The organism is Streptomyces sp. NPDC047085, from assembly GCF_040643735.1.
Classification (GTDB): domain Bacteria; phylum Actinomycetota; class Actinomycetes; order Streptomycetales; family Streptomycetaceae; genus Streptomyces.
The window spans coordinates 586612-607044 of record NZ_JBEYUW010000001.1 but is presented as its reverse complement, the minus strand read 5'-3'; the positions used below and the strand labels follow the sequence as shown (position 1 = coordinate 607044).

Sequence of the window (20433 nt, the reverse complement as noted above, 5' to 3'; positions counted from 1 at the left end):
CCCCGCCGCAGGCCCCCTCCGGCAGCTGATCCGGACCCGGCGGCACACGCCCGCGTCCGGATAAGGCAGTCTTGTCCACGTGCCCGAACCCGAATCCCGTCACCGCGAACTCGCAGCGCACGACGTCCACCCGCACTCCGCGACCCTGAAGCGGCTGGAGAAATCCTCCGGAAGTCTCGCCGCGCAGGCCATCGCGCGCATGGACGAGACCCTGCCGTGGTACCGGGCCATGCCCCCGGAGAACCGTTCCTGGATCGGGCTCGTGGCCCAGGCGGGCATCGCCGCCTTCACCGAGTGGTTCCGGCACCCGGAAACGCCCCAGGCCATCTCGACGGACGTGTTCGGGACCGCGCCGCGTGAGCTGACCCGGGCCATCACGCTGCGGCAGACCGTGGAGATGGTGCGGACCACCATCGAGGTCATGGAGAGCGCCATCGACGAGGTGGCGGCGCCCGGCGACGAGAGTGTGCTGCGCGAGGCCCTGCTCGTGTACGCCCGGGAGATCGCCTTCGCCACCGCGCAGGTGTACGCGCAGGCCGCCGAGGCACGCGGTGCCTGGGACGCGCGGCTGGAGTCGCTGGTCGTGAACGCCGTGCTCAGCGGGGAGGCGGACGAGGGCGCGGTGAGCCGGGCCGCCGCGCTCGGCTGGAACTCCCCCGAGCACGTGTGCGTGGTGCTCGGGACCGCGCCCGACGGGGACAGCGAGCTGACCGTGGAAGCCATCCGGCGGGCCGCGCGCCATGCCAAGCTGCAGGTCCTCACCGGTGTGCTCGGGGACCGGCTGGTCGTGATCGCCGGGGGCAGCCCGCATCCGCTCGCCGTGGCCAAGTCGCTGATCGGGCCGTACGCCGCCGGTCCGGTCGTCGCGGGGCCCGTCGTACCCGACCTGCTGGCCGCCACGCGGTCCGCGCAGGCCGCCGCCGCGGGCCTGAAGGCGTGTTCGGCCTGGCAGGACGCCCCGCGGCCGGTTCTGGCGGACGATCTGCTGCCGGAGCGGGCCATCGCGGGCGATCCGGGGGCGCGCGAGCAGTTGGTGGAGGAGATCTACAGACCGCTCGAGGAAGCGGGTTCGGCGCTCCTGGAGACCCTCAGCGTCTACCTGGAGCAGGCGAGCAGCCTGGAGGGCGCCGCCCGGATGCTCTTCGTTCACCCGAACACCGTGCGCTACCGGCTCCGACGTGTGACTGATGTCACCGGCTGGTCGCCATCCGATGTACGATCCGCGTTCACACTGCGGATCGCCCTGATCCTCGGGCGTCTGGCCGATGGAGACCCCCAGCCCTAGCTTTTTGTCGAGGGCCCACAAAAGCCCTCCGTGTTCTTCGTCCCTGTCCCCACGGGCGGCCGCGGCCGTCCCCAAGAGAGAGTGTGAGAGTGCTCGTACTCGTCGCTCCCGGCCAGGGCGCCCAGACGCCCGGCTTCCTGACCCCTTGGCTCGAACTCCCCGGTGCCGCCGACCGTGTCGCCGCCTGGTCGGACGCCATCGGACTCGACCTCGCCCACTACGGCACGCAGGCCGACGCGGACGCGATCCGCGACACCGCCGTCGCCCAGCCGCTGCTGGTCGCCGCCGGGATCCTGTCGGCGGCGGCACTCGGTGACATGTCCGACCTCGGGCCGGGCGCGGTCGCCGGGCACAGCGTCGGTGAGATCACCGCCGCCGCGTTCGCGGGCGTCCTGGACGACACCTCCGCCCTGCGCCTCGTCCGGGGGCGCGGTCTGGCCATGGCCGACGCCGCCGCGATCACCGAGACCGGCATGTCGGCGCTGCTCGGCGGCGACCCGGAGGTCTCCGTCGCGCACCTGGAGAAGCTCGGTCTGACCCCGGCGAACATCAACGGCGCCGGTCAGATCGTCGCCGCGGGCACGCTGGAGCAGCTCGCCGCGCTGAACGAGGACAAGCCCGAGGGCGTCCGCAAGGTCGTCCCGCTGAAGGTCGCCGGCGCCTTCCACACCCACCACATGGCCCCGGCGGTCGAGACGCTGGCCAAGGCCGCCGCGGAGCTGACGCCCGCCGACCCCACGGTCACCTACGTCTCCAACAAGGACGGTCGGGCCGTCGCCACCGGCGCCGAGGTGCTGGAGCGGCTGGTCGGCCAGGTCGCCAACCCGGTCCGCTGGGACCTGTGCATGGAGACCTTCAAGGAACTGGGCGTCACCGCGCTCATCGAGGTGTGCCCGGGCGGCACGCTGACCGGACTGGCCAAGCGCGCCCTGCCGGGCGTCAGGACGCTGGCCCTGAAGACCCCCGACGACCTCGACGCGGCACGCGCGCTCGTCTCCGAGCTCGCGAACGCCTAAGGAGCGTAGCGATCATGGCGAAGATCAAGCCCAGCAAGGGCTCCCCGTACGCGCGCATTCTCGGCGTGGGCGGCTACCGTCCGGTCCGGGTCGTGCCGAACGAGGTGATCCTCGAGAAGATCGACTCCTCCGACGAGTGGATCCGCTCGCGCTCCGGCATCGAGACCCGGCACTGGGCCGGCCCCGAGGAGACCGTCGCCGCGATGTCGGTCGAGGCGGCCGGCAAGGCGATCGCGGACGCGGGCATCACCGCTGAGCAGGTCGGCGCCGTGGTCGTGTCGACCGTCTCGCACTTCAGCCAGACCCCGGCCATCGCCACCTCGATCGCCGACCAGCTCGGCACGAACAAGGCCGCCGCGTTCGACATCTCGGCGGGCTGCGCGGGCTTCGGTTACGGCCTGACCCTCGCCAAGGGCATGGTGGTGGAGGGCTCCGCCGAGTACGTGCTCGTCATCGGCGTGGAGCGGCTGAGCGACCTGACCGACCTGGAGGACCGGGCGACGGCCTTCCTGTTCGGTGACGGCGCCGGCGCGGTCGTGGTCGGCCCCTCCCAGGAGCCGGCGATCGGCCCGACCGTGTGGGGTTCCGAGGGCGACAAGGCCGAGACCATCAAGCAGACCGTCCCGTGGGACCGGTTCCGGATCGGCGACGTCGCCGAGCTGCCCCTCGACGCCGAGGGCAACATCAAGTTCCCTGCGATCACGCAGGAGGGCCAGGCGGTGTTCCGCTGGGCCGTGTTCGAGATGGCGAAGGTCGCCCAGCAGGCGCTGGACGCGGCCGGGATCACCCCGGACGACCTGGACGTCTTCATCCCGCACCAGGCCAACATGCGGATCATCGACTCGATGGTGAAGACCCTGAAGCTGCCGGAGAGCGTGACGGTCGCCCGTGACGTGCGTACCACCGGCAACACCTCGGCCGCCTCGATTCCGCTCGCGATGGAGCGGCTTCTGGCGACCGGGGAGGCGAAGAGCGGCGACACCGCGCTCGTCATCGGATTCGGGGCGGGTCTCGTCTACGCCGCCACGGTCGTTACCCTCCCCTAGGCACTCCGTGCCGGATCATGCGATCCGGCGCACGTGTCGCACCACCCGCCGCGCGCGCGGCGGGCGCCGTAAAACCGTCTGGAATATCGAAGAAGGAGCGCCTGACATGGCCGCCACCCAGGAAGAGATCGTCGCCGGTCTCGCCGAAATCGTGAACGAGATCGCCGGCATCCCGGTCGAGGACGTCCAGCTGGACAAGTCCTTCACCGACGACCTGGACGTCGACTCGCTGTCCATGGTCGAGGTCGTCGTCGCCGCCGAGGAGCGCTTCGACGTGAAGATCCCGGACGAGGACGTCAAGAACCTCAAGACCGTCGGCGACGCGACCGACTACATCCTCAAGCACCAGGCCTGAGTCATCCCTTAGGCCGTCCCAGGCCGTCAGGCTGCACAGCCCCGCCACCCGGCGGTGGCGCCGTATGAATCCCGCATCCGTTGGAGAAAGAATTCCCGTGAGCCCGACCAATCGCACCGTGGTCGTCACCGGTATCGGCGCAACCACACCGCTGGGTGGCGACGCAGCTTCGTTCTGGGAGGCCCTGCTCGCCGGCACGTCCGGTGTCAGCCTCCTGGAGCAGGACTGGGCGGCCCAGCTGCCGGTCCGTATCGCCGCGCAGATCGCCGTCGAGCCGGGCGAGATCATCCCCCGGCCGCAGGCCCGCAAGCTGGACCGTTCGGCGCAGTTCGCGCTGATCGCCGCTCAGGAGGCCTGGAAGGACGCCGGGTTCACCGCCAAGGCGGGCGAGGACGCGTCCGTGAACCCCGACCGGCTCGGTGCGGTCATCGCCTCCGGCATCGGTGGCGTGACGACCCTGCTGGACCAGTACGACGTGCTGAAGGAGAAGGGCGTTCGCCGTGTCTCCCCGCACACCGTGCCGATGCTCATGCCCAACTCCCCGGCGGCCAACGTCGGTATCGAGCTGGGTGCCCGCGCCGGTGTGCACACCCCGGTCTCGGCCTGCGCCTCGGGCGCGGAGGCCATCGGGTACGCGATCGAGATGATCCGCACCGGGCGTGCGGACGTGGTCGTGGCCGGTGGTACCGAGGCCGCCATCCACCCGCTGCCGATCGCCGCGTTCGGCAACATGATGGCGATGTCCAAGAACAACGACGACCCGCAGGGCGCCTCGCGTCCCTACGACGCCGGCCGCGACGGCTTCGTGCTCGGCGAGGGCGCCGGTGTGATCGTCCTGGAGTCCGAGGAGCACGCGAAGGCCCGCGGTGCCCGGATCTACGTCGAGGCGGTCGGCCAGGGCATCTCCGCCGACAGCCACCACATCACGCAGCCCGAGCCGTCCGGCAACGGCATCGCGCACGCGCTGCAGAACCTGCTGGACAGCACCGACCTGAAGCCGGCCGAGGTCGTGCACGTCAACGCGCACGCCACGTCGACGCCGCAGGGCGACGTCGCCGAGATCAAGGCGCTGCGGAAGGTGTTCGGCGACGACGTCGACCACATGGCCATCTCCGGGACCAAGTCGATGACGGGTCACCTGCTGGGTGGTGCGGGTGGTATCGAGTCCGTCGCGTCGATCCTGGCGCTCGTGAACCGGGTGGCTCCGCCGACCATCAACGTGAGCGAGCTGGACCCCGAGGTCAACGCGGACGTGGTCGTCGGTGAGGCGCGGGCGCTCCCCGAGGGCCGGATCGCCGCGCTGAACGACTCGTTCGGGTTCGGCGGCCACAACGTGGTGCTGGCGTTCCGCACGATCTGAGGCACCATCTGAGAACGTGAGGAAGGGCCCCCACCAGCCGGTGGGGGCCCTTCCTCGTACAGGCGGCTCTGCTCAGACCACCTGGTGCAGCCAGCGCACCGGGGCGCCCTCGCCCGCGTAGCGGAAAGGTTCCAGTTCGTCGTCCCAGGGTTTGCCCAGGAGCTTGGCGATCTCGGCCTCCAGGTCCGTCTCTCCGCGCTGGGACCGCGTCAGCGCCGCGCGGAGACGGTCCTCGGGGATGAGGATGTCGCCGTGGATGCCGGTGACGGCGTGGAAGATGCCGAGGTCGGGGGTGCAGCTGTAGCGCTCGCCCTCGGCGGTGGAGCAGGGCTCGGCGGTGACCTCGAAGCGGAGCAGGTGCCAGCCGCGCAGGGCGGAGGCGAGCTTGGAGGCGGTGCCGGCCTCGCCCTGCCAGGAGAACTCCGAGCGCCAGGTGCCGGGGGCCGCGGGCTGCCGGATCCAGTCGAGGTTGACGCGTGTGCCGAGCACGCCGGCGACGGCCCACTCGACGTGCGGGCACAGCGCGCGCGGCGCGGAGTGCACGTACAGAACTCCACGTGTCGTCACCGGAACCTCCGGGCAGAGCGGGACATCTTGCGGACTGGCTGGCGGCAGTGGCGCGACGGCCGCGTTCATGGCGAGGCTACCTTGCGGCGGTGCAAGGAGTGTGACGTACCGTCGGTCCCGCTGCCAGGAATCCACTGCCATTCACCCAGGGGGACGCTTGTACGGGGGTGCGCCGTTCCAGGGGGCCCGGCCGGGAACTCCCGCACGTTGTTATGGGAGGGAGCACCACGGCGACGAGTGCCGCGGCGACGAGTGACGAGTGAGGGGACCAGCAGGGATGCGGAAGCGAGGCCACCGTGTGCGGGCCGCCGTCGCCGTGGTGACGGCGGCGGTACTGGCCACGGGGTGCGGCGCCTTCGGCGGGGGCGGCTCCGGTACGAAGGATTCCGACAGCGCGTCCCGTCCCGCCCCGAGACCGGCTCCGGTGTGGGACCGCAGCCCGGACTCGATCGCCGCGGTCGGCGACTCCATCACGCGCGGCTTCGACGCGTGCACGGTGTTCTCGGACTGCCCCGAGGTGTCGTGGGCGACGGGCAGTGACGCGAAGGTGGACAGCCTGGCCGTACGCCTGCTGGGGGTGACGGGGGCGGCGGAGCGCAGCTGGAACTACGCGGTGACGGGCGCCCGGATGGCCGACCTGCCCGACCAGATGGCCCAGGCGGCCGCCCGGAGCCCCGAGTTGGTGACGGTGATGGCCGGCGCCAATGACGCCTGCCGCGGCTCGGTGCGGGCGATGACGTCGGTGGCGGACTTCCGCGCGGACTTCGAGAAGGCGCTGAGCACCCTGCGGACGGCGCTGCCGAAGACGCAGGTGTACGTGGCGAGCGTGCCGAACCTGATGCGGCTGTGGGCCGAGGGCCGCGCGGATCCGCTGGGCAAGCAGGTGTGGAAGCTGGGCATCTGCCCGTCGATGCTGGGCGACGCGGACGATCTGACCCGCTCGGCCGTGCAGCGGCGGGAGAAGGTGCAGCAGCGGGTGGAGGCGTACAACGCGGTGCTGAAGGAGGTCTGCGCCAAGGACCGCCGCTGCCGCTTCGACGGCAACGCGGTCTTCGACTTCCGCTTCGGCACCGATCAGCTCAGCCACTGGGACTGGTTCCACCCGAGCCGGAACGGGCAGGCGCGGCTCGCCGAGATCGCGTACCGGACGATCACGGCCGAACGCCCGTGACCTGGGGCCTGCCTTAGGGTTTCCCACATGAGCGAACTTTTCGGCACACTTTCCGACGGCACTCCGGTGCACCGCTGGACGCTGGAGCGCGGCGGGGTACGGGTGCGGGTGCTGTCGTACGGCGGGATCGTGCAGTCGGTCGAGGTGCCGGACCGGGAGGGGCGCACGGCGGACGTGGTGCTGGGGTTCCCCGGTCTCGACGGCTACCTGGCGCACCCGGAACCGTATCTCGGCGCCCTGATCGGCCGGTACGCCAACCGGATCGCGGGGGGCCGCTTCCCGCTGGACGGCGTCACGTACGCGCTGGAGCAGAACGACGGGCCGAACTCGCTGCACGGCGGGGCGCGCGGGTTCGACAAGCGGGTGTGGGAGGTGGAGCCGGCCGGGCACGGGCTGCGGCTGAGCCGGGTCAGCCCGCACGGCGAGGAGGGCTTCCCGGGCCGGCTCGCGGTGACGGTGACGTACACGCTGGACGCCTCTGGTGCGCTGCGGATCGCGTACGAGGCGGTGACGGACGCCCCGACGGTCGTCAACCTGACCAGTCACGGGTACTGGAACCTGAGCGGTTCCGGTCACGCGGGCGGCCACGAGCTGCGGCTGGCCGCCTCCCGGTACACCCCGGTGGACGCCGGCCTGATCCCCACCGGGGCCCTCGCGGACGTGACCGGCTCGCGCTTCGACTTCCGGACGCCGCGTAAGACCGGCTCCGGCTACGACCACAACTTCGTGCTGGACAAGGGTGTCACCGAGACGGCCGAGGAGGTGGCCGAGCTGTACGACCCCGCTTCCGGGCGGGTGCTCACCGTGGCCACGACCGAGCCGGGCCTCCAGCTCTACACCGCCGACCAGCTGGGCGGCCGGTTCGCGCCCGGCGGCGGCATCGCCCTGGAGACCCAGCACTTCCCGGACTCCCCCAACCACCCGGACTTCCCGAGCACGCTCCTGCGGCCGGGCGGGGTGTTCCGCTCCGAGACGGTGTACGGCTTGTCGGTGCGCTAGCCGGACCGAAGGGGCGCCGGGAAGGCGCCGGAAGTCCCGAGCCCCGGACCGTGTGTCAGGTCACGGACCGGGGCTGTGCGTGGGGGACTTTTCCCGGATCTGACCCTAATCGCCGCGCTCGGTTCATGGTTGGAGTTCGAGCGGCCGGCGGCGATCTCGTACGAACCCTTCACACACGCCCACGACTCCGACGCGTCAGCGCGCCCGCTCCGGCTCCCGCTCCCAGGCGAAGGCGAGGGCCTTGCTAACCGCGCACACGAGCGCGAAGACGAGCGCCAGGGCGTGCTGCCCGGCGGCGTAGAGGGCGGCGGCGCCCGCGCCGAACCAGAGGAGTTCGAAGGCGAAGCGAACGGCGCCGCGCACCTTGAACCTCGCCCTCGGGGAGCCGAACAGGGACCACAGCCCGACGAGGGCGGCCGGTCCCAACACGCCCATCGCGGAGGCGGGGGCGTGGAGGGTGCCGAACCCCCAGTAGGCGACGGCCACGATGACGCCGAGTTCGGTCAGGAATATGACGCCGAGGTTCACGGCCTTCGCTGTCTTCACGCGGGGAGTATCACCTGTCCGCCGGTACCGCCGCCACGATTTCGATCTCGACCTGGGCCTCGGGGCGGAACAGGCGCGGTACCTCGAAGGTCATGCTGGTCGGCGGGGTGCCGGTGAGGAACTGGCGGCGGACCGCGCCGTACTCGTCGAGCCTGGTGATGTCGGTGAGGTAGGTGCGGATGTTGATGACGTCCGCGAGGGTCGCGCCGTGGGCCTTGAGCAGGGCGTCGATGGTCTCGAAGGCACCCCTGGTCTGCTCGGCGAGGGTAGCTCCCTCGGCGATCTGCCCGGACAGGTACAACAGGGCGCTGCCGTCGGCGTGTTCGACCCGGGCGACCTGGGAGTAGTACGGGCTGAGCGGCTGGGGTGCGGAGGCGGGGTTGCCGATGCTGATCTGCATGCCGTCGACGCTAGGACCGACCGAGGGATGCGACAAGCGAATGTCTAGCATGGCTGCCATGCCTCTCCCGCATGGCCACTCGCACGACCACTCACCTGACCACTCGTACGACCAGGCCCCCGATCTGTCCACCGTGTGGCTGCGGGTGTTCCTGGAGGTGGCCCGGGCCGGTTCGTTCACGGTGGCCGCGCGGGCGCTGGGCTGGACGCAGTCGGCGGTGTCCCGGCAGGTGGCCTCGCTGGAGGCGGCACTCGCCGGCGGCCCGCTGTTCGACCGGCTGCCGCGCGGGGTGCGGCTGACGGAGGCGGGCCGGGCGCTGGTGCCGTACGCGGAGGCGGTGACGGAGTCGCTGCACGGCGCGGTGCGGGAGCTGGTCGCGCTGCGTGAAGTGGCGTGCGGACGGCTGCGGTTCGGGGCGTTCGCGACGGCGGACGCGGCGCTCGTCCCGCGTGCCCTGGCCGCCTTCCGGGCCCGGCATCCGGCCGTCCGGGTCGAGCGGGAGGAGGGGCTCACGCCCCGGCTGCTGGACCGGCTCACCGCCGGGCACCTGGAGCTGGCCGTGGTCTCCTCGACGGGCGGCACCCCGCCGGAGCCGTACGACCTGCACCACCTGCTGGACGAGCCGCTGTACGTCGCCGTCCCGGCCGCGCATCCGCTGGCCGGTGCGGGCGGGGTGCGGCTCGCCCAGCTCGCCGACGCCGACTGGGTCTCCGGCAGCGCGCGCCCCGAGGGCACGCTGCTGGACGCGGCCCTGCGGGAGGGGTTCCGGCCCCGGGTGGCGCATGTGGTGGCCGAGTGGACCGCCAAGCAGGGGTACGTGGCCGCCGGGCTGGGCGTGACGCTGGTGCCGGGGCTGGCCGCGCCCTCGGTGCGTCCGGATGTCGTGCTGCTCCCGGTGCGCGACGAGCGGGCGCCGGTGCGGGCGGTGTACGCGGCGACCGTGCGGGGGCGGTCGCAGGCGCCGGCGGTACGGGCGTTCCTGGCGGTGCTGCGTGAGGAGGCCGCGCGGCTCGAAGACGCCATGGCGTAGTTCCCGTGCGTCACGCGATACTTCCGCCGTCCCCCGCACCACGCGCCCCACAGCGACGGAAGGACCGAACGCCCTTGACCTCGTTACGCATACGCACCGCCGTCCTCGGCATGGCCCTGCTGGCCGGCCTGGCGGTCCCGATCACGCCGGCCGCCGCCGGAACGGCCCTCTCCCCCACGGTCGAGGAGCAGCGGCTCGACAAGGCCGTACCGCGGGAGATCCTCCGGCGCTCCGGATTCGACGACGTGGCACCGGAGTTCGTCCGGGAGCTGGCCGGCACCCGCTCCTACGCGCTGGCCCGCCGGATCGTCGTACGGGAGGGTTCCGCGCTGTGGCGCAGGGCCGTCGACCGGGCGCAGGGACGCGGGCCGACGGGCGGCGACCTGAGCCGGGACGACGACCGGCCGCTGTACTGGGCCCGGCTGGAACTGACCAGGGAAGTGCGCGCCTGGGAGCCGGAGTTCATCCTCAACGACGCCCAACGCGCCGCACTGCTCGACCAGTTGGAGCGGACGTCACGCGGCCAGACCGACATCCGCTATCCCGCGCGCGGGCATGTCCGACGCGTCCTCCTCACCGGCTTCGACCCGTTCACGCTGGACCGGGACATCCGCATCTCCAATCCGTCCGGGGCGAGCGCGCTGGCGCTCGACGGGACGGTGATCGAGACGGCCGAGGGTCCGGCCCGGGTGGAGACGGCCGTGTTCCCGGTGCGCTGGGGGGACTTCGCGGACGGCACGGTGGAGCGCGCCCTGCGGCCATGTCTGCCGGAGGTCGACCTGTTCACAACCGTGAGCCAGGGCCGGGTGGGACGCTTCGACATCGAGCGCAACAACGGGGCCTGGCGGGGCGGCTTCCCCGACAACGACAACGTCTCGGCCACCGGCACCGTCCCGGTCACCGACCCGGCCACGCAGCCGCAGTGGACCACGACGACCCTGCCGTACGCCGCCGTCACGGCCGCGGACACGGGCCGGTTCCCCGTGTACGACCACACGGAGGTGACCGAGATCCCGGCCGGGGGCACCGAGCCGGTCGTACGGCCGGACGGTCCGACCAGTCGCTCGACGGCGCGGGCCGGGGGCGGCGGCGACTACCTCTCCAACGAGATCGCCTACCGGGCGACGCTGCTGCGGGACCGGCTGGGCCTGCACGACCGGCTGCCGGGCGGCCATGTGCACACCCCCGTGCTCCAGTTCGGGGCGGGCAACACCGACCCGGCGACGGGGGCGGTGACCGACCCCGAGTTCGTGCGCAACCGGCTGGACATCATCGCGCAGGTGCGGTCGATCGTGCGGGTGGCGGCGGAGGCCACGTTCAGGAAGTGACCTGCGCGTCGTCGCCGTTCGCCGCGGACTCCTCCTCGTCGTCCGCGCTCTCCTCGCCCAGCAGTTCCCGGGCGAGGAGGGTGGCGCCGGCGACCGCGCCCGGCATCAGGAACACGGCGACGAACGGGACCAGGAAGGCGAGGCCGAGGGGCGCGCCGAAGCCCCAGACCAGGGTCTTGCGGGAGCGGAGCAGGGTGAGGCGGGCGCGGAGGTCGACGCCTCGGCGCTGGAGGGCGACGGAGGCGAGTTCCTCGGTGAGGAAGAAACCGGTGACGAAGAAGCCGATCACCGGGACGACCGTCTGCCCGACGACGGGCAGGAAGCCGAGGGCGAAGAGCAGGACGCCCCACAGCCCGGCCCGGACCAGGATCCGCAGGCTGTCGCGGGCGGAGATCCACAGCTCGCGCCAGAGCGGCAGGCCGGACCGCGGCGCGGTGCCGTCGGGCGAGACGTCCTCGTCGACCTTCTCCGAGAGGCTCTCGTAGAAGGGCTGGCCGATCAGCAGGGTGACGGCCGTGAAGGTGAGGACGGCCAGCAGCAGGCCGAGGGCGAACAGGACAGCCGTGAGGAAGCCGCGGAACAGGCCCTGCCAGGGGCTGGACCAGTCGTCCGCGAACGGGGTCGCCCAGGCGACCGCGTCCGGCCCCCACACCGCAAGCGCGACCAGCGCCGCCACGTACAGGACCAGGGCGATCAGGCCCGGCAGCAGCCCGAACCCGTACTGCCGGCCATGCCGACCCACCCAGCGCTGGCCCCTCAGCAGATACCCGAACCCCACCCCAAGATCACGCATGACGAAGACTTTACCTGGGGCCGGCCCGGGGCCTGGGTCGCGCGGTCGGCCGGGGGGGCCGGGCCGGGGGCGGCCGGGAGGCCGGACCAGCGCGGGGGCCAGCCGGGACCCGGGGGCCCGAGGCCGGGAGGCGGGAAGACCGAACCGGGACCGGGGAGCCCGACCGGGGCCGGGGCCGGGATCGCGCGGTCGGCCGAGTCCAGCCCCCAGGCCAGCGCGGGGGCCAGCCGGGACCCAGGGGCCGGGAGCCGGGAGGCGGGAAGACAGGACCGGGGCCGGGGAGCCGGACCGGGGCCGGGGCCGCTCGGTCGGCACCGAGTCCGGCCCCCAGACCAACGCGGGGGCCAGCCGGGACCCAGGGGCCGGGAGGCGGGAAGACGGGACCGGGGACGGTGAGGCGGACCGGGGCCGGGGCCGGGGTCGCGCGGTGGGCCGAGTCCGCCTCCCCGGGCCGGGGCGGGGGCCGGAGCGGAAGCGGGGGGCGGGGCCGGCCGGGGCCGGAGGCTGGGGTGGCTCAGGTGTCGAGCATGCGGCGGAGTAGGTCGCGGAGGGAGCGGCGTTCGTCGTCCGAGAGGCCGGCCAGGGGGGCGCGGGCGAAGCGGAGACCTTCGCGCAGTTCGCGGACCACGCGCAGGCCCTCGTCGGTGGCGACGGCCATCTTGACCCGGCGGTCGGCGGGGTCGGGCCGGCGCTCGACCAGGCCGCGGGACTCCAGGCGGTCCACGATCCCGGTCACGTTGGACGGCTCGCACTTCAGCTTCTGGGCGAGCTTGCGCATGGGCAGCGGGTCGAGGGCCAGCAGGCTGAGCAGCTTCGCCTGCGCGCCGGTGAGCGCGTGCCCGGAGGCGGCTTCCTCGTAGTCCGCGTGGTAACGGGCCACCACCTCGGCGATGAGTTCGACGACCTCCACGGTCAGTTCGTCCGGACGGGTGCTCTGCGGTGTGGCCATAACCCCCAGGATACCTCATTACTTGACAACCTGAAATATTCAGATGCACTGTTGTTTCAGGTGCTGAAGTAATCGGCGCCGAGGAGTTTCGGAAAGGGACCGTGATGATCAACCGTGAGTGGCACCTGCTGAGCCGGCCGGTCGGCTGGCCGAAGCCCGAGGACTTCGCCCTGGTCGAGACCGAGGTCCCGACCCCCGGCGAGGGCCAGGTGCTGGTGCGGAACGAGTACCTCTCCGTCGATCCGTACATGCGCGGCAGGATGTCGGCCGCCAAGTCCTACGCCGCCCCCTACGAGCTGGGCAAAGCCATGCAGGGCGGCGCCGTCGGCGAGGTCGTCGCCTCCAACGCCGAGGGCATCTCCGTCGGCGACCACGTCCTGCACTTCTTCGGCTGGCGCGAGTACGCGGTCATGGACGCGCAGCACGCGGTCAAGGTCGACCCGGAGGCTGCTCCCCTGTCGACGTACCTCGGCGTACTCGGCATGACCGGCCTCACCGCCTACGCCGGCCTGCTGCGCACCGCCTCCTTCAAGGAGGGCGACGTCGTCTTCGTCTCCGGCGCGGCCGGTGCCGTGGGCAGCCAGGTCGGGCAGATCGCCAAGCTCAAGGGCGCCTCCCGGGTCATCGGCTCGGCCGGGTCCGACGAGAAGGTCAAGCTGCTGGTGGAGGAGTACGGCTTCGACGCCGCGTTCAACTACAAGAACGGCCCGGTCGCCGAGCAGCTGCGCGAGGCGGCGCCCGACGGCATCGACGTCTACTTCGACAACGTCGGCGGGGACCACCTGGAGGCGGCCATCGGCTCGCTCAACCAGGGCGGCCGGATCGCGGTCTGCGGCATGATCTCGGTCTACAACAACACCGAGCCCGCGCCCGGCCCGAGGAACCTCGCCCGGCTGATCCAGACCCGGGGCCGGATCGAGGGCTTCCTGGTCGGCGACCACTACGACCTGCAGCCGCAGTTCGTCCAGGAGGTCGGCCCGTGGGTCGCCTCGGGCGCGCTGAAGTACCGGGAGACCGTGGTCGACGGCGTCGAGAACACCCTGGAGGCGTTCCTCGGGGTCCTGCGGGGCGACAACATCGGCAAGATGGTCGTCAAGCTCTAGCCTTCCCGGCCTTTTCGGCATGCGGTAACTTCTTTCCGAAATACGCCGTCGATCGTGGGCGCGAGTCGCGGCGGACCGAGGAGGAAGACACCGCATGCCCATCCAGCACTCCGACGTCCTGTACACCGCCGTCGCCACGGCCGAGAACGGTCGCGACGGCCGCGTCGCGACCGACGACGGCAAGCTCGACGTCGTCGTGAACCCGCCCAAGGAGATGGGCGGCAGCGGCGCCGGCACCAACCCGGAGCAGCTGTTCGCCGCGGGTTACAGCGCCTGCTTCCAGGGCGCGCTCGGGGTTGTCGCGCGCCAGGAGGGCGCGGACATCTCCGGGTCGACCGTCACCGCGAAGGTCGGTATCGGCAAGAACGAGGAGGGGTTCGGGATCATCGTCGACATCTCGGCGAGCATCCCGAACGTCGACGCGGACACCGCGCGGAGCCTGATCGAGAAGGCCCACCAGGTGTGCCCCTACTCGAAGGCGACGCGGGGCAATGTCACCGTGACACTCGGCTGACAGCGAGCGTTGCGTACAGCGGCGGCCGCATCCTCGCTCTGGGGTGCGGCTGCCGTGTTCCGTCATCTGCTCGCCAGTGCCGCCCGGTGTACGGCCAGTGCCAGCCGGTCGTTCTCCGGGGCCGCCCCGCCCGGGAAGGCGAAGCGGCGGCGGGTGTAGCCGTAGGCGAGGCCGCTGCGGGGGTCGGCGAAGGCCTGGGAGCCAGCGTCGCCGCTGTGGCCGATCGCGCCGGCGCCGAGGAAGGGGTACCAGGTGTCGGCCGTGGCCTGGAAGCCCAGGCCGAACGACTTGTGGGCCCGGGCCACCAGGTCGTACCCGACGGAGTGCGGCTGCCCGAACTCCGCGACCGTGTCCTCCTTCAGCAGCGGCGCCTTCTCGGCGACCTCGCTGATCATCGCCGCGTACATCCCGGCCAGGCCGCGCGCCGAGGCGACGCCGCCCACCGAGGCGGGGCCCTTCGCGCGGACGGTGCGGTCGTTCGGCAGGGACTCCAGGTCGGTCGGCTCGGGGGCGTGCCGGTTGTAGGCGATCGCGGTGAGCGTGTGCGGACCGGTCGGCAGGGCGTTGAGCTGCGCCTGCTGCTCGGGGGTGGGCAGCATCGGCTGCGTGGTACGGAAGCGCGGCTCGCGGGAGGCCGGCAGGCCGAGGTGGAAGTCCAGGCCGTAGGGGGCGCGGATCCGCTCCTCGTACAGCTCCTGGATCGTACGGCCCGTCGCGCGCCGGACGACCTCGCCGGTGAGTGCGCCGATCACCAGCGCGTGGAAGCCGAAGGCCATGCCCGGCCGCCAGAACGGGCGCTGGTCGGCGAGGCGTTCGGCCAGCGCGCGGTCGTCGGCCAGCTCCGCCGCGCTGAAGCCGGTGTCGGTGCCCACCAGACCGGCGCGGTGCGCGAGCAGGTCGCGCAGGGTCAGCGCGCCCTTGCCCTCGACGCCGAACTCGGGCCAGTAGTAGGTGACTTTGCGGTCCAGTTCCAGCGTGCCGTCCTGGACCAGCAGGGCGGCGACGAGGTGGGCGGCGCCCTTGGTGGACGAGAACACGCCGTACAGCGAGTCCCCGTCGGCGCCCTCGCCCGCCCACAGGTCGACGACCCGCCGGCCGTGGACGTACGCGCACAACTGGCCCTCGTAGTCGCCCCGTTCCCCGGCGACGAATTCGGCGAACTCCTCACGCACCGCCTCGAAGCCCTCGGCGACGGTGCCGTGCACGCTGATCTCCTGCGTCATCCGCTCTCCTCAGACTGAGCCGCTGCTCGCTGCTCCCCCTCGACGCAACGCCCGCTCCGGCTTCGGGCGTTCCCGGCGTCGAGTACGACGAGACGTACCTGATCGACTCAACCACCCCGGCCCCCGGTTGGTATCACCGCTAGCCCGGATGGCCGATGCCACGGGCACTACGGAGGCACGGACGGCCGGGTGGGGCTAGGTGCACCACCACAGGAAGCGGTTGCACGTCTTGGTCGGTGAGGGATGGGGGGTCGGGACCGAGGTGGTCGGAGCGGTGGTGGGGGTGCTGGTCGGGCCGGAGGTCGGCGGGGCGGCCGTGGCCGACGGGCGGGGGCCGGTCGTGGCCGAATGCGCGGCCTTGTCCGTGGCGCTCGGGGACGTGGAGGCCTTGTCCTTCGGGGACTCGGACGCGGACGCGGAGGCCGACGCTCCCGGGGAGGCCGAGGTGTGGCCGGCCGAGGTGACGCCCGAGGTGCCGTTCAGCGGGGTGGCCGTGCTGCTGTCCGGGGAGGTGGAGGTCGCGTCGCCGTTCGTGGAGGTGTCCTCGGAGGCCGCGGGGCCGCCGGTGGAGAAGGGGGCGTCCATGCCGACCTCGGCGAAGGTCAGGCCGCCCGCCGCCAGGACCAGTCCCGCGGTGATCAGCACCGTACGACGCCGCCGGCGCCGGTGCGCGGCGGCCTTGCGGTCCCGGCGGCTCCCCTCGGCACGGGTCTGGCGGCGGCCGGAGCGGGGTGCGGAGTCGTCGGGGGCATGGCCGTCGGGCGCGTGGCCGTCGTCGACTCCTGAGTCGTCCCCTGTGTCGTCCCCTGTGTCGTCCGCTGTGTCGCCGCCGCGTTCGTCCTCGTACCGGTCCGCGTACTCGCCCGTGTAGCCGTCCGTGTAGGCGTCCTCGTACCCGTCCTCGTACTCGTCGCCGTACTCGCCTTCGGCCGCGGGGGCGGCGTGTGCGTCCGGCGAGTCGTATGCCTCGGGGGCGCCGCCCTGGCGGGGGATCCGTGCGCCCGCGGGGGGTGTCGGCGTGGCGTAGGGGGCGTGGCTCGGGTGGCCGCCCGTGGGTCCGGCTGGTGCGTAGGGGTCGGCCACCGTGCCGCCGTATCCGTGCGCGACGGGTACGTGCGCGGGCGCGTCGGCCGTCTGCGCCGGGGCGCCGCAGCCGGGGCAGGCCAGGGCGCCGTTGAGGTGCCGTTGGCACGGGTGGCAGTAGTCCATGACGCGGGAAGACTAGATTCCGCACCCGTCCCGTTCCTAGGCGGCGTTGTGAAGGTTTCGTGGGAGATGGCACATTCTCTCGAAACCCTTGCCGAAACCGTTACCTGTTCGCCCCATTGACACCCTCGCCGTCCCATCCTTACTGTCACGCCAACATTTCGAACGTGTGACGAAATCTCGAACAGCGAGAGGCAACTGCCGTGCGCATCACCGGAATCAGCACCCACGTGGTCGGGACGCCCTGGCGCAATCTGACATACGTACAGGTGCACACCGACGAGGGGATCACCGGGGTCGGCGAGACCCGGATGCTCGGCCGCACCGACGCGCTGATCGGCTATCTGCGGGAGGCCCAGGCCAACCACATCGTCGGATCCGACCCGTTCGCCGTCGAGGATCTGGTGCGCCGCATGAAGTACGGCGACTACGGGCGGGCCGGCGAGATCGTCATGTCCGGCATCGCGGTCGTCGAGATGGCCTGCTGGGACATCAAGGGCAAGGCGCTCGGCGTGCCCGTGTGGCAGCTGCTCGGTGGCAAGGTCACCGACAGGGTGAAGGCATACGCCAACGGGTGGTACACGACCGAGCGAACCCCGGATGCCTACCACAAGGCGGCCCGGGCGGTCATGGAGCGCGGGTACCGCGCGCTGAAGATCGACCCGTTCGGCACCGGCCACTTCGAGCTGGACCACGAGCAGACCCGGTACGCCGTCTCGCTCATCGAGGCCGTGCGGGATGCCATCGGGCCCGACGCCGAGCTGATGCTGGAGATGCACGGCCGCTTCTCCCCCGCCACGGCCGTACGGCTGGCACGGGAGCTCGCGCCCTTCCGGCCGGCCTGGCTGGAGGAGCCCGTGCCGCCGGAGAACCTGAAGGCGCTGGAGAAGGTCGCGGCCAAGGTGGACATCCCGGTCGCCACCGGTGAGCGCATCCACGACCGGATCGAGTTCCGTGAGCTGTTCGAGAGCCAGGCGGCGGACATCATCCAGCCCGACGTCGGCCACATCGGGGGCATCTGGGAGACCCGTAAGCTCGCCGCCACCGCCGAGACCCACTACACGCTGGTCGCCCCGCACAACGTGGGCGGCTCCGTGCTGACCGCGGCGAGCCTCCAAGTCGGCTTCAGCACCCCGAACTTCAAGATCCTGGAGCACTTCAACGACTTCGCGGACGCGGAGATCAAGAAGGTCGTGAAGGGGGCGCCGGAGGTCGTGGACGGCTATTTCCACCTCTCCGACAAGCCCGGCCTCGGTGTCGAGCTGGACACCGACGCCGCCGCCGAGTTCCCGCAGCAGCAGGCCCGGTTCGACCTGTGGGCCGAGGGCTGGGAGCAGCGCCGGCCGAAGGGGTCGAAGTGAGCGCCCGCACACTGAGGCAGGTCGTGATCGAGGCGCCCGGTGCGCACCGGCTCGTCGAGCACACACCCCGCGATCCCGGTCCCGGCGAGGCGCTGGTCGCCGTGCACGCGGTGGGCATCTGCGGCAGCGACCGCGAGGTGTACCAGGGCAACCGGCCCGAGGGGTACGTGCGCTACCCGCTCACGCCCGGCCACGAGTGGTCGGGGACGGTCGCGAAGGTGGGCCCGGGAGTCCCCGCGTCCCTCGTCGGCCGCAAGGTCGTCGGGGAGGGCTTCCGCAACTGCCAGGTGTGCGAGCGCTGTCACGCGGGCGAGACCACGCTGTGCACGGCGGGGTACGAGGAGACGGGGTTCACCCAGCCGGGCGCGATGGCCGGCACGCTCACCCTGCCCGCCCGGCTGCTGCATCCGCTGCCGGACGGCGCCGACCTCACGGCCGCCGCCCTGCTGGAGCCGGCCGCCTGTGTCGCGGCCGCCGCGCTGAAGGCGAACGCCCGGCCGGGCGAGCGGGTCGCGGTGGTCGGCACGGGCACGCTCGGGATGTTCGCCGTGCAGTTCCTGAAGGCGATCTCGCCGGTGGAGCTGCTGGTGGTGGGCACCGGACGGGACCGGGAGGCGCTGTCCCGGCAGTTCGGGGCGACCGACTTCCGGCTCCGGGACCAGGAGCTGCCGGAGGACTACGACGTCGTGATCGAGACCGCCGGGTCCGCGTCCGCCGCGCGCACCGCCGCCTCCCTGCTCAGGCGCGGTGGACGCCTGGTCCTGACCGGGATCCCGGCGCCGGGCGCGGATGGGCTCGACCCGACCGACCTCGTCGTACGACAGCTGGAGGTGCACACGGTCTTCGGGGCGCCGCCGGACGCCTGGGCGCATGCCGTACGGGTGTTCGGCGCCGGTCTGCTGGACCCGCTGCCGCTGGTCACGCACGAGCTGCCGCTGACCGAGTTCCCGCAGGCCATCGAGCTGGTGGGGGCCGGTGATCCGAAGGTGGGCAAGGTGCTGCTCCACCCCTGAGTCGTGCGCCGGCCGGGGTGTGACCTGAACGGCGCCCCGACCGGCGCACCACCAAGGTCTTCCCGTACCCACAGTCCCGAACCTTGTCCGAAATATCGAACGCGAAGTCGACGAGCGCACGCACCGATGTCAACGAGCGCCCACCGCACGCAACGAAACGCAACGAACGAGAAGGACAGCTTGTGACCGACGCTTCCGCCCCGGCAGCCCGCAGGCCCGGTGAGCAGGCGCTCGCCGCTCTCGGCCTGGGCGCGCCCGCCCTCGACCCCGCCGACGCCTCCGCCCACGGCTTCCCCGGCGGCGGCCGCTGGCGCACCGAGATCCCCTCGTGCGAGGGTCCCGAAGCGCTCGCGGTCGTCCTCAAGGAGGCCTCGCGCCTCGACGTGCCGATCCACCGGATCAGCCAGGGCAGCGGGGTGTGGATGCTCACCGACGCCGAGATCACCGAGATGGTCGAGGCGACCGGCGAGCGCGACATCGAGCTGTGCCTGTTCACCGGCCCGCGCGGCACCTGGGACATCGGCGGCTCGGTGCGCTCCGACTCGCGGGGGGCCGGACTGCGCGCCCGCGGCCACGACGCCGTCGCCGGCTGCGTCGAAGACGCCGTCAGGGCAACCGAGTTGGGCGTCAAGTGCCTGCTGGTCGCCGACGAAGGCGTGCTGTGGACCCTGCACCGGGCGCGCCAGACCGGGATCATCCCGGCCGACACCACCCTGAAGGTCTCGGCGCTGATCGGACCGGTCAACCCCGCCGCGTACGCGGTGTACGAGGGGCTGGGGGCCGACTCCATCAACGTGCCCAGCGATCTGACGCTCGATCACCTCACCGAGATCCGCCGGGTGTCCGGCGCCCCCATGGACATGTACATCGAGGCCCCCGACGATCTCGGCGGCTATGTGCGGATGTACGAGGTCGCCGAGCTGATCCGGCGCGGCGCACCGCTCTATCTGAAGTTCGGCCTGTCCAAGGCTCCCGGCATCTACCCGTGGGGCACCCATCTGCGGGACGTGACCCTGGACACCGCCCGGGAGCGGGTGCGGCGCGGCCGGCTCGCCCTGGACCTGCTCGCCCGGCACGGCGCGGACGACGGCATGGCGCCGCTCGGCTCCCGGTTGCCCGGCCCGCTCAACCGCTTCCCCATCACCACCGCGTGACCCCGCTCAACGAC

Annotated in this window: 21 protein-coding genes; 14 read left to right on the top strand and 7 right to left on the bottom strand. The window is 72.1% G+C overall.

From position 1 onward, the window contains the following. Nucleotides 1–79: 79 nt before the first annotated feature. From fasR to fabF, 5 genes are all read left to right on the top strand, one after another. Nucleotides 80–1285: a fatty acid biosynthesis transcriptional regulator FasR gene (fasR, locus tag ABZ865_RS02465; RefSeq protein WP_361222596.1), complete on the top strand. Its 1206-nt coding sequence runs from the start codon at nt 80–82 to the stop codon at nt 1283–1285. 89 nt (nt 1286–1374) lie between these two features. Next, nucleotides 1375–2301: an ACP S-malonyltransferase gene (locus ABZ865_RS02460; RefSeq protein ID WP_361222594.1), complete on the top strand. Its 927-nt coding sequence runs from the start codon at nt 1375–1377 to the stop codon at nt 2299–2301. Nucleotides 2302–2315: 14 nt separating this feature from the next. After that, entirely contained in the window at nt 2316–3347 is a 1032-nt protein-coding gene (locus ABZ865_RS02455; protein WP_361222593.1) for a ketoacyl-ACP synthase III, read from the top strand. 106 nt (nt 3348–3453) lie between these two features. After that, nucleotides 3454–3702: an acyl carrier protein gene (locus ABZ865_RS02450; protein ID WP_030341284.1), complete on the top strand. Its 249-nt coding sequence runs from the start codon at nt 3454–3456 to the stop codon at nt 3700–3702. A 97-nt stretch (nt 3703–3799) separates the two neighbouring features. Next, nucleotides 3800–5062, top strand: a complete 1263-nt coding sequence (gene fabF, locus ABZ865_RS02445) for a beta-ketoacyl-ACP synthase II (RefSeq protein WP_361222591.1) — start codon at nt 3800–3802, stop codon at nt 5060–5062. A gap of 72 nt (nt 5063–5134) precedes the next feature. Here the strand turns inward: fabF and ABZ865_RS02440 are convergent, their stop codons facing one another. Continuing rightward, complete coding sequence (locus ABZ865_RS02440) at nt 5135–5629, bottom strand: DUF3145 domain-containing protein (RefSeq protein WP_361222590.1); 495 nt, start codon at nt 5627–5629, stop codon at nt 5135–5137. A gap of 277 nt (nt 5630–5906) precedes the next feature. On the opposite strand from ABZ865_RS02440, the gene ABZ865_RS02435 reads away from it, so the two are divergent. Further along, a complete protein-coding gene (locus tag ABZ865_RS02435) occupies nt 5907–6800 on the top strand; it encodes an SGNH/GDSL hydrolase family protein (RefSeq protein WP_361222588.1) in 894 nt (297 codons plus the stop codon). A gap of 27 nt (nt 6801–6827) precedes the next feature. Continuing rightward, nucleotides 6828–7799, top strand: a complete 972-nt coding sequence (locus ABZ865_RS02430) for an aldose epimerase family protein (protein WP_361222587.1) — start codon at nt 6828–6830, stop codon at nt 7797–7799. 195 nt (nt 7800–7994) lie between these two features. On the opposite strand, the gene ABZ865_RS02425 is transcribed toward ABZ865_RS02430, so the two are convergent. Both ABZ865_RS02425 and ABZ865_RS02420 read right to left on the bottom strand, forming a co-directional pair. After that, nucleotides 7995–8345: a YrdB family protein gene (locus tag ABZ865_RS02425; RefSeq protein ID WP_361222585.1), complete on the bottom strand. Its 351-nt coding sequence runs from the start codon at nt 8343–8345 to the stop codon at nt 7995–7997. A 10-nt stretch (nt 8346–8355) separates the two neighbouring features. Continuing rightward, nucleotides 8356–8745 carry a RidA family protein gene (locus ABZ865_RS02420; RefSeq protein ID WP_361222583.1) on the bottom strand — a complete coding sequence of 130 codons (390 nt, stop codon included), beginning with the start codon at nt 8743–8745 and terminating at the stop codon, nt 8356–8358. Between the two features lie 58 nt (nt 8746–8803). Between ABZ865_RS02420 and ABZ865_RS02415 the strand changes: the two genes are divergently transcribed. Continuing rightward, the gene (locus tag ABZ865_RS02415; protein WP_361222581.1) at nt 8804–9775 is read left to right on the top strand and encodes a LysR family transcriptional regulator; all 972 of its coding nucleotides are present in this window, start codon (nt 8804–8806) and stop codon (nt 9773–9775) included. 74 nt (nt 9776–9849) lie between these two features. Beyond that, complete coding sequence (locus ABZ865_RS02410; protein ID WP_361222579.1) at nt 9850–11103, top strand: pyroglutamyl peptidase; 1254 nt, start codon at nt 9850–9852, stop codon at nt 11101–11103. Here the strand turns inward: ABZ865_RS02410 and ABZ865_RS02405 are convergent. Beyond that, on the bottom strand, nt 11093–11896 hold the full coding sequence (locus ABZ865_RS02405; RefSeq protein ID WP_361222577.1) for an EI24 domain-containing protein: 804 nt from the start codon (nt 11894–11896) through the stop codon (nt 11093–11095). The genes ABZ865_RS02410 and ABZ865_RS02405 overlap by 11 nt on opposite strands. Before the next feature lie 514 nt (nt 11897–12410). Then, complete coding sequence (locus ABZ865_RS02400; RefSeq protein WP_361222575.1) at nt 12411–12845, bottom strand: MarR family transcriptional regulator; 435 nt, start codon at nt 12843–12845, stop codon at nt 12411–12413. 104 nt (nt 12846–12949) lie between these two features. Between ABZ865_RS02400 and ABZ865_RS02395 the strand changes: the two genes are divergently transcribed. Next, on the top strand, nt 12950–13948 hold the full coding sequence (locus ABZ865_RS02395) for an NADP-dependent oxidoreductase (RefSeq protein WP_361222573.1): 999 nt from the start codon (nt 12950–12952) through the stop codon (nt 13946–13948). 94 nt (nt 13949–14042) lie between these two features. Continuing rightward, a complete protein-coding gene (locus tag ABZ865_RS02390) occupies nt 14043–14462 on the top strand; it encodes an organic hydroperoxide resistance protein (RefSeq protein ID WP_361222571.1) in 420 nt (139 codons plus the stop codon). 62 nt (nt 14463–14524) lie between these two features. Here ABZ865_RS02390 and ABZ865_RS02385 read toward each other — a convergent pair whose 3' ends face one another. Together ABZ865_RS02385 and ABZ865_RS02380 are read right to left on the bottom strand one after the other, a co-directional pair. Beyond that, a complete protein-coding gene (locus ABZ865_RS02385; RefSeq protein ID WP_361222569.1) occupies nt 14525–15685 on the bottom strand; it encodes a serine hydrolase domain-containing protein in 1161 nt (386 codons plus the stop codon). 195 nt (nt 15686–15880) lie between these two features. Next, entirely contained in the window at nt 15881–16894 is a 1014-nt protein-coding gene (locus ABZ865_RS02380; protein WP_361224421.1) for a hypothetical protein, read from the bottom strand. A gap of 200 nt (nt 16895–17094) precedes the next feature. On the opposite strand from ABZ865_RS02380, the gene ABZ865_RS02375 reads away from it, so the two are divergent. The 3 genes from ABZ865_RS02375 (at nt 17095) to ABZ865_RS02365 (ending at nt 20419) form a co-directional block, all read left to right on the top strand. Then, entirely contained in the window at nt 17095–18252 is a 1158-nt protein-coding gene (locus ABZ865_RS02375; RefSeq protein WP_361222567.1) for a mandelate racemase/muconate lactonizing enzyme family protein, read from the top strand. Next, nucleotides 18249–19265 (top strand): alcohol dehydrogenase catalytic domain-containing protein, encoded by a 1017-nt coding sequence (locus tag ABZ865_RS02370; RefSeq protein ID WP_361222565.1) that lies wholly within the window; start codon nt 18249–18251, stop codon nt 19263–19265. The genes ABZ865_RS02375 and ABZ865_RS02370 overlap by 4 nt, the downstream gene beginning before the upstream one ends. Before the next feature lie 182 nt (nt 19266–19447). Further along, the gene (locus ABZ865_RS02365; protein ID WP_361222563.1) at nt 19448–20419 is read left to right on the top strand and encodes a hypothetical protein; all 972 of its coding nucleotides are present in this window, start codon (nt 19448–19450) and stop codon (nt 20417–20419) included. The last annotated feature ends 14 nt before the right edge of the window (nt 20420–20433 follow it).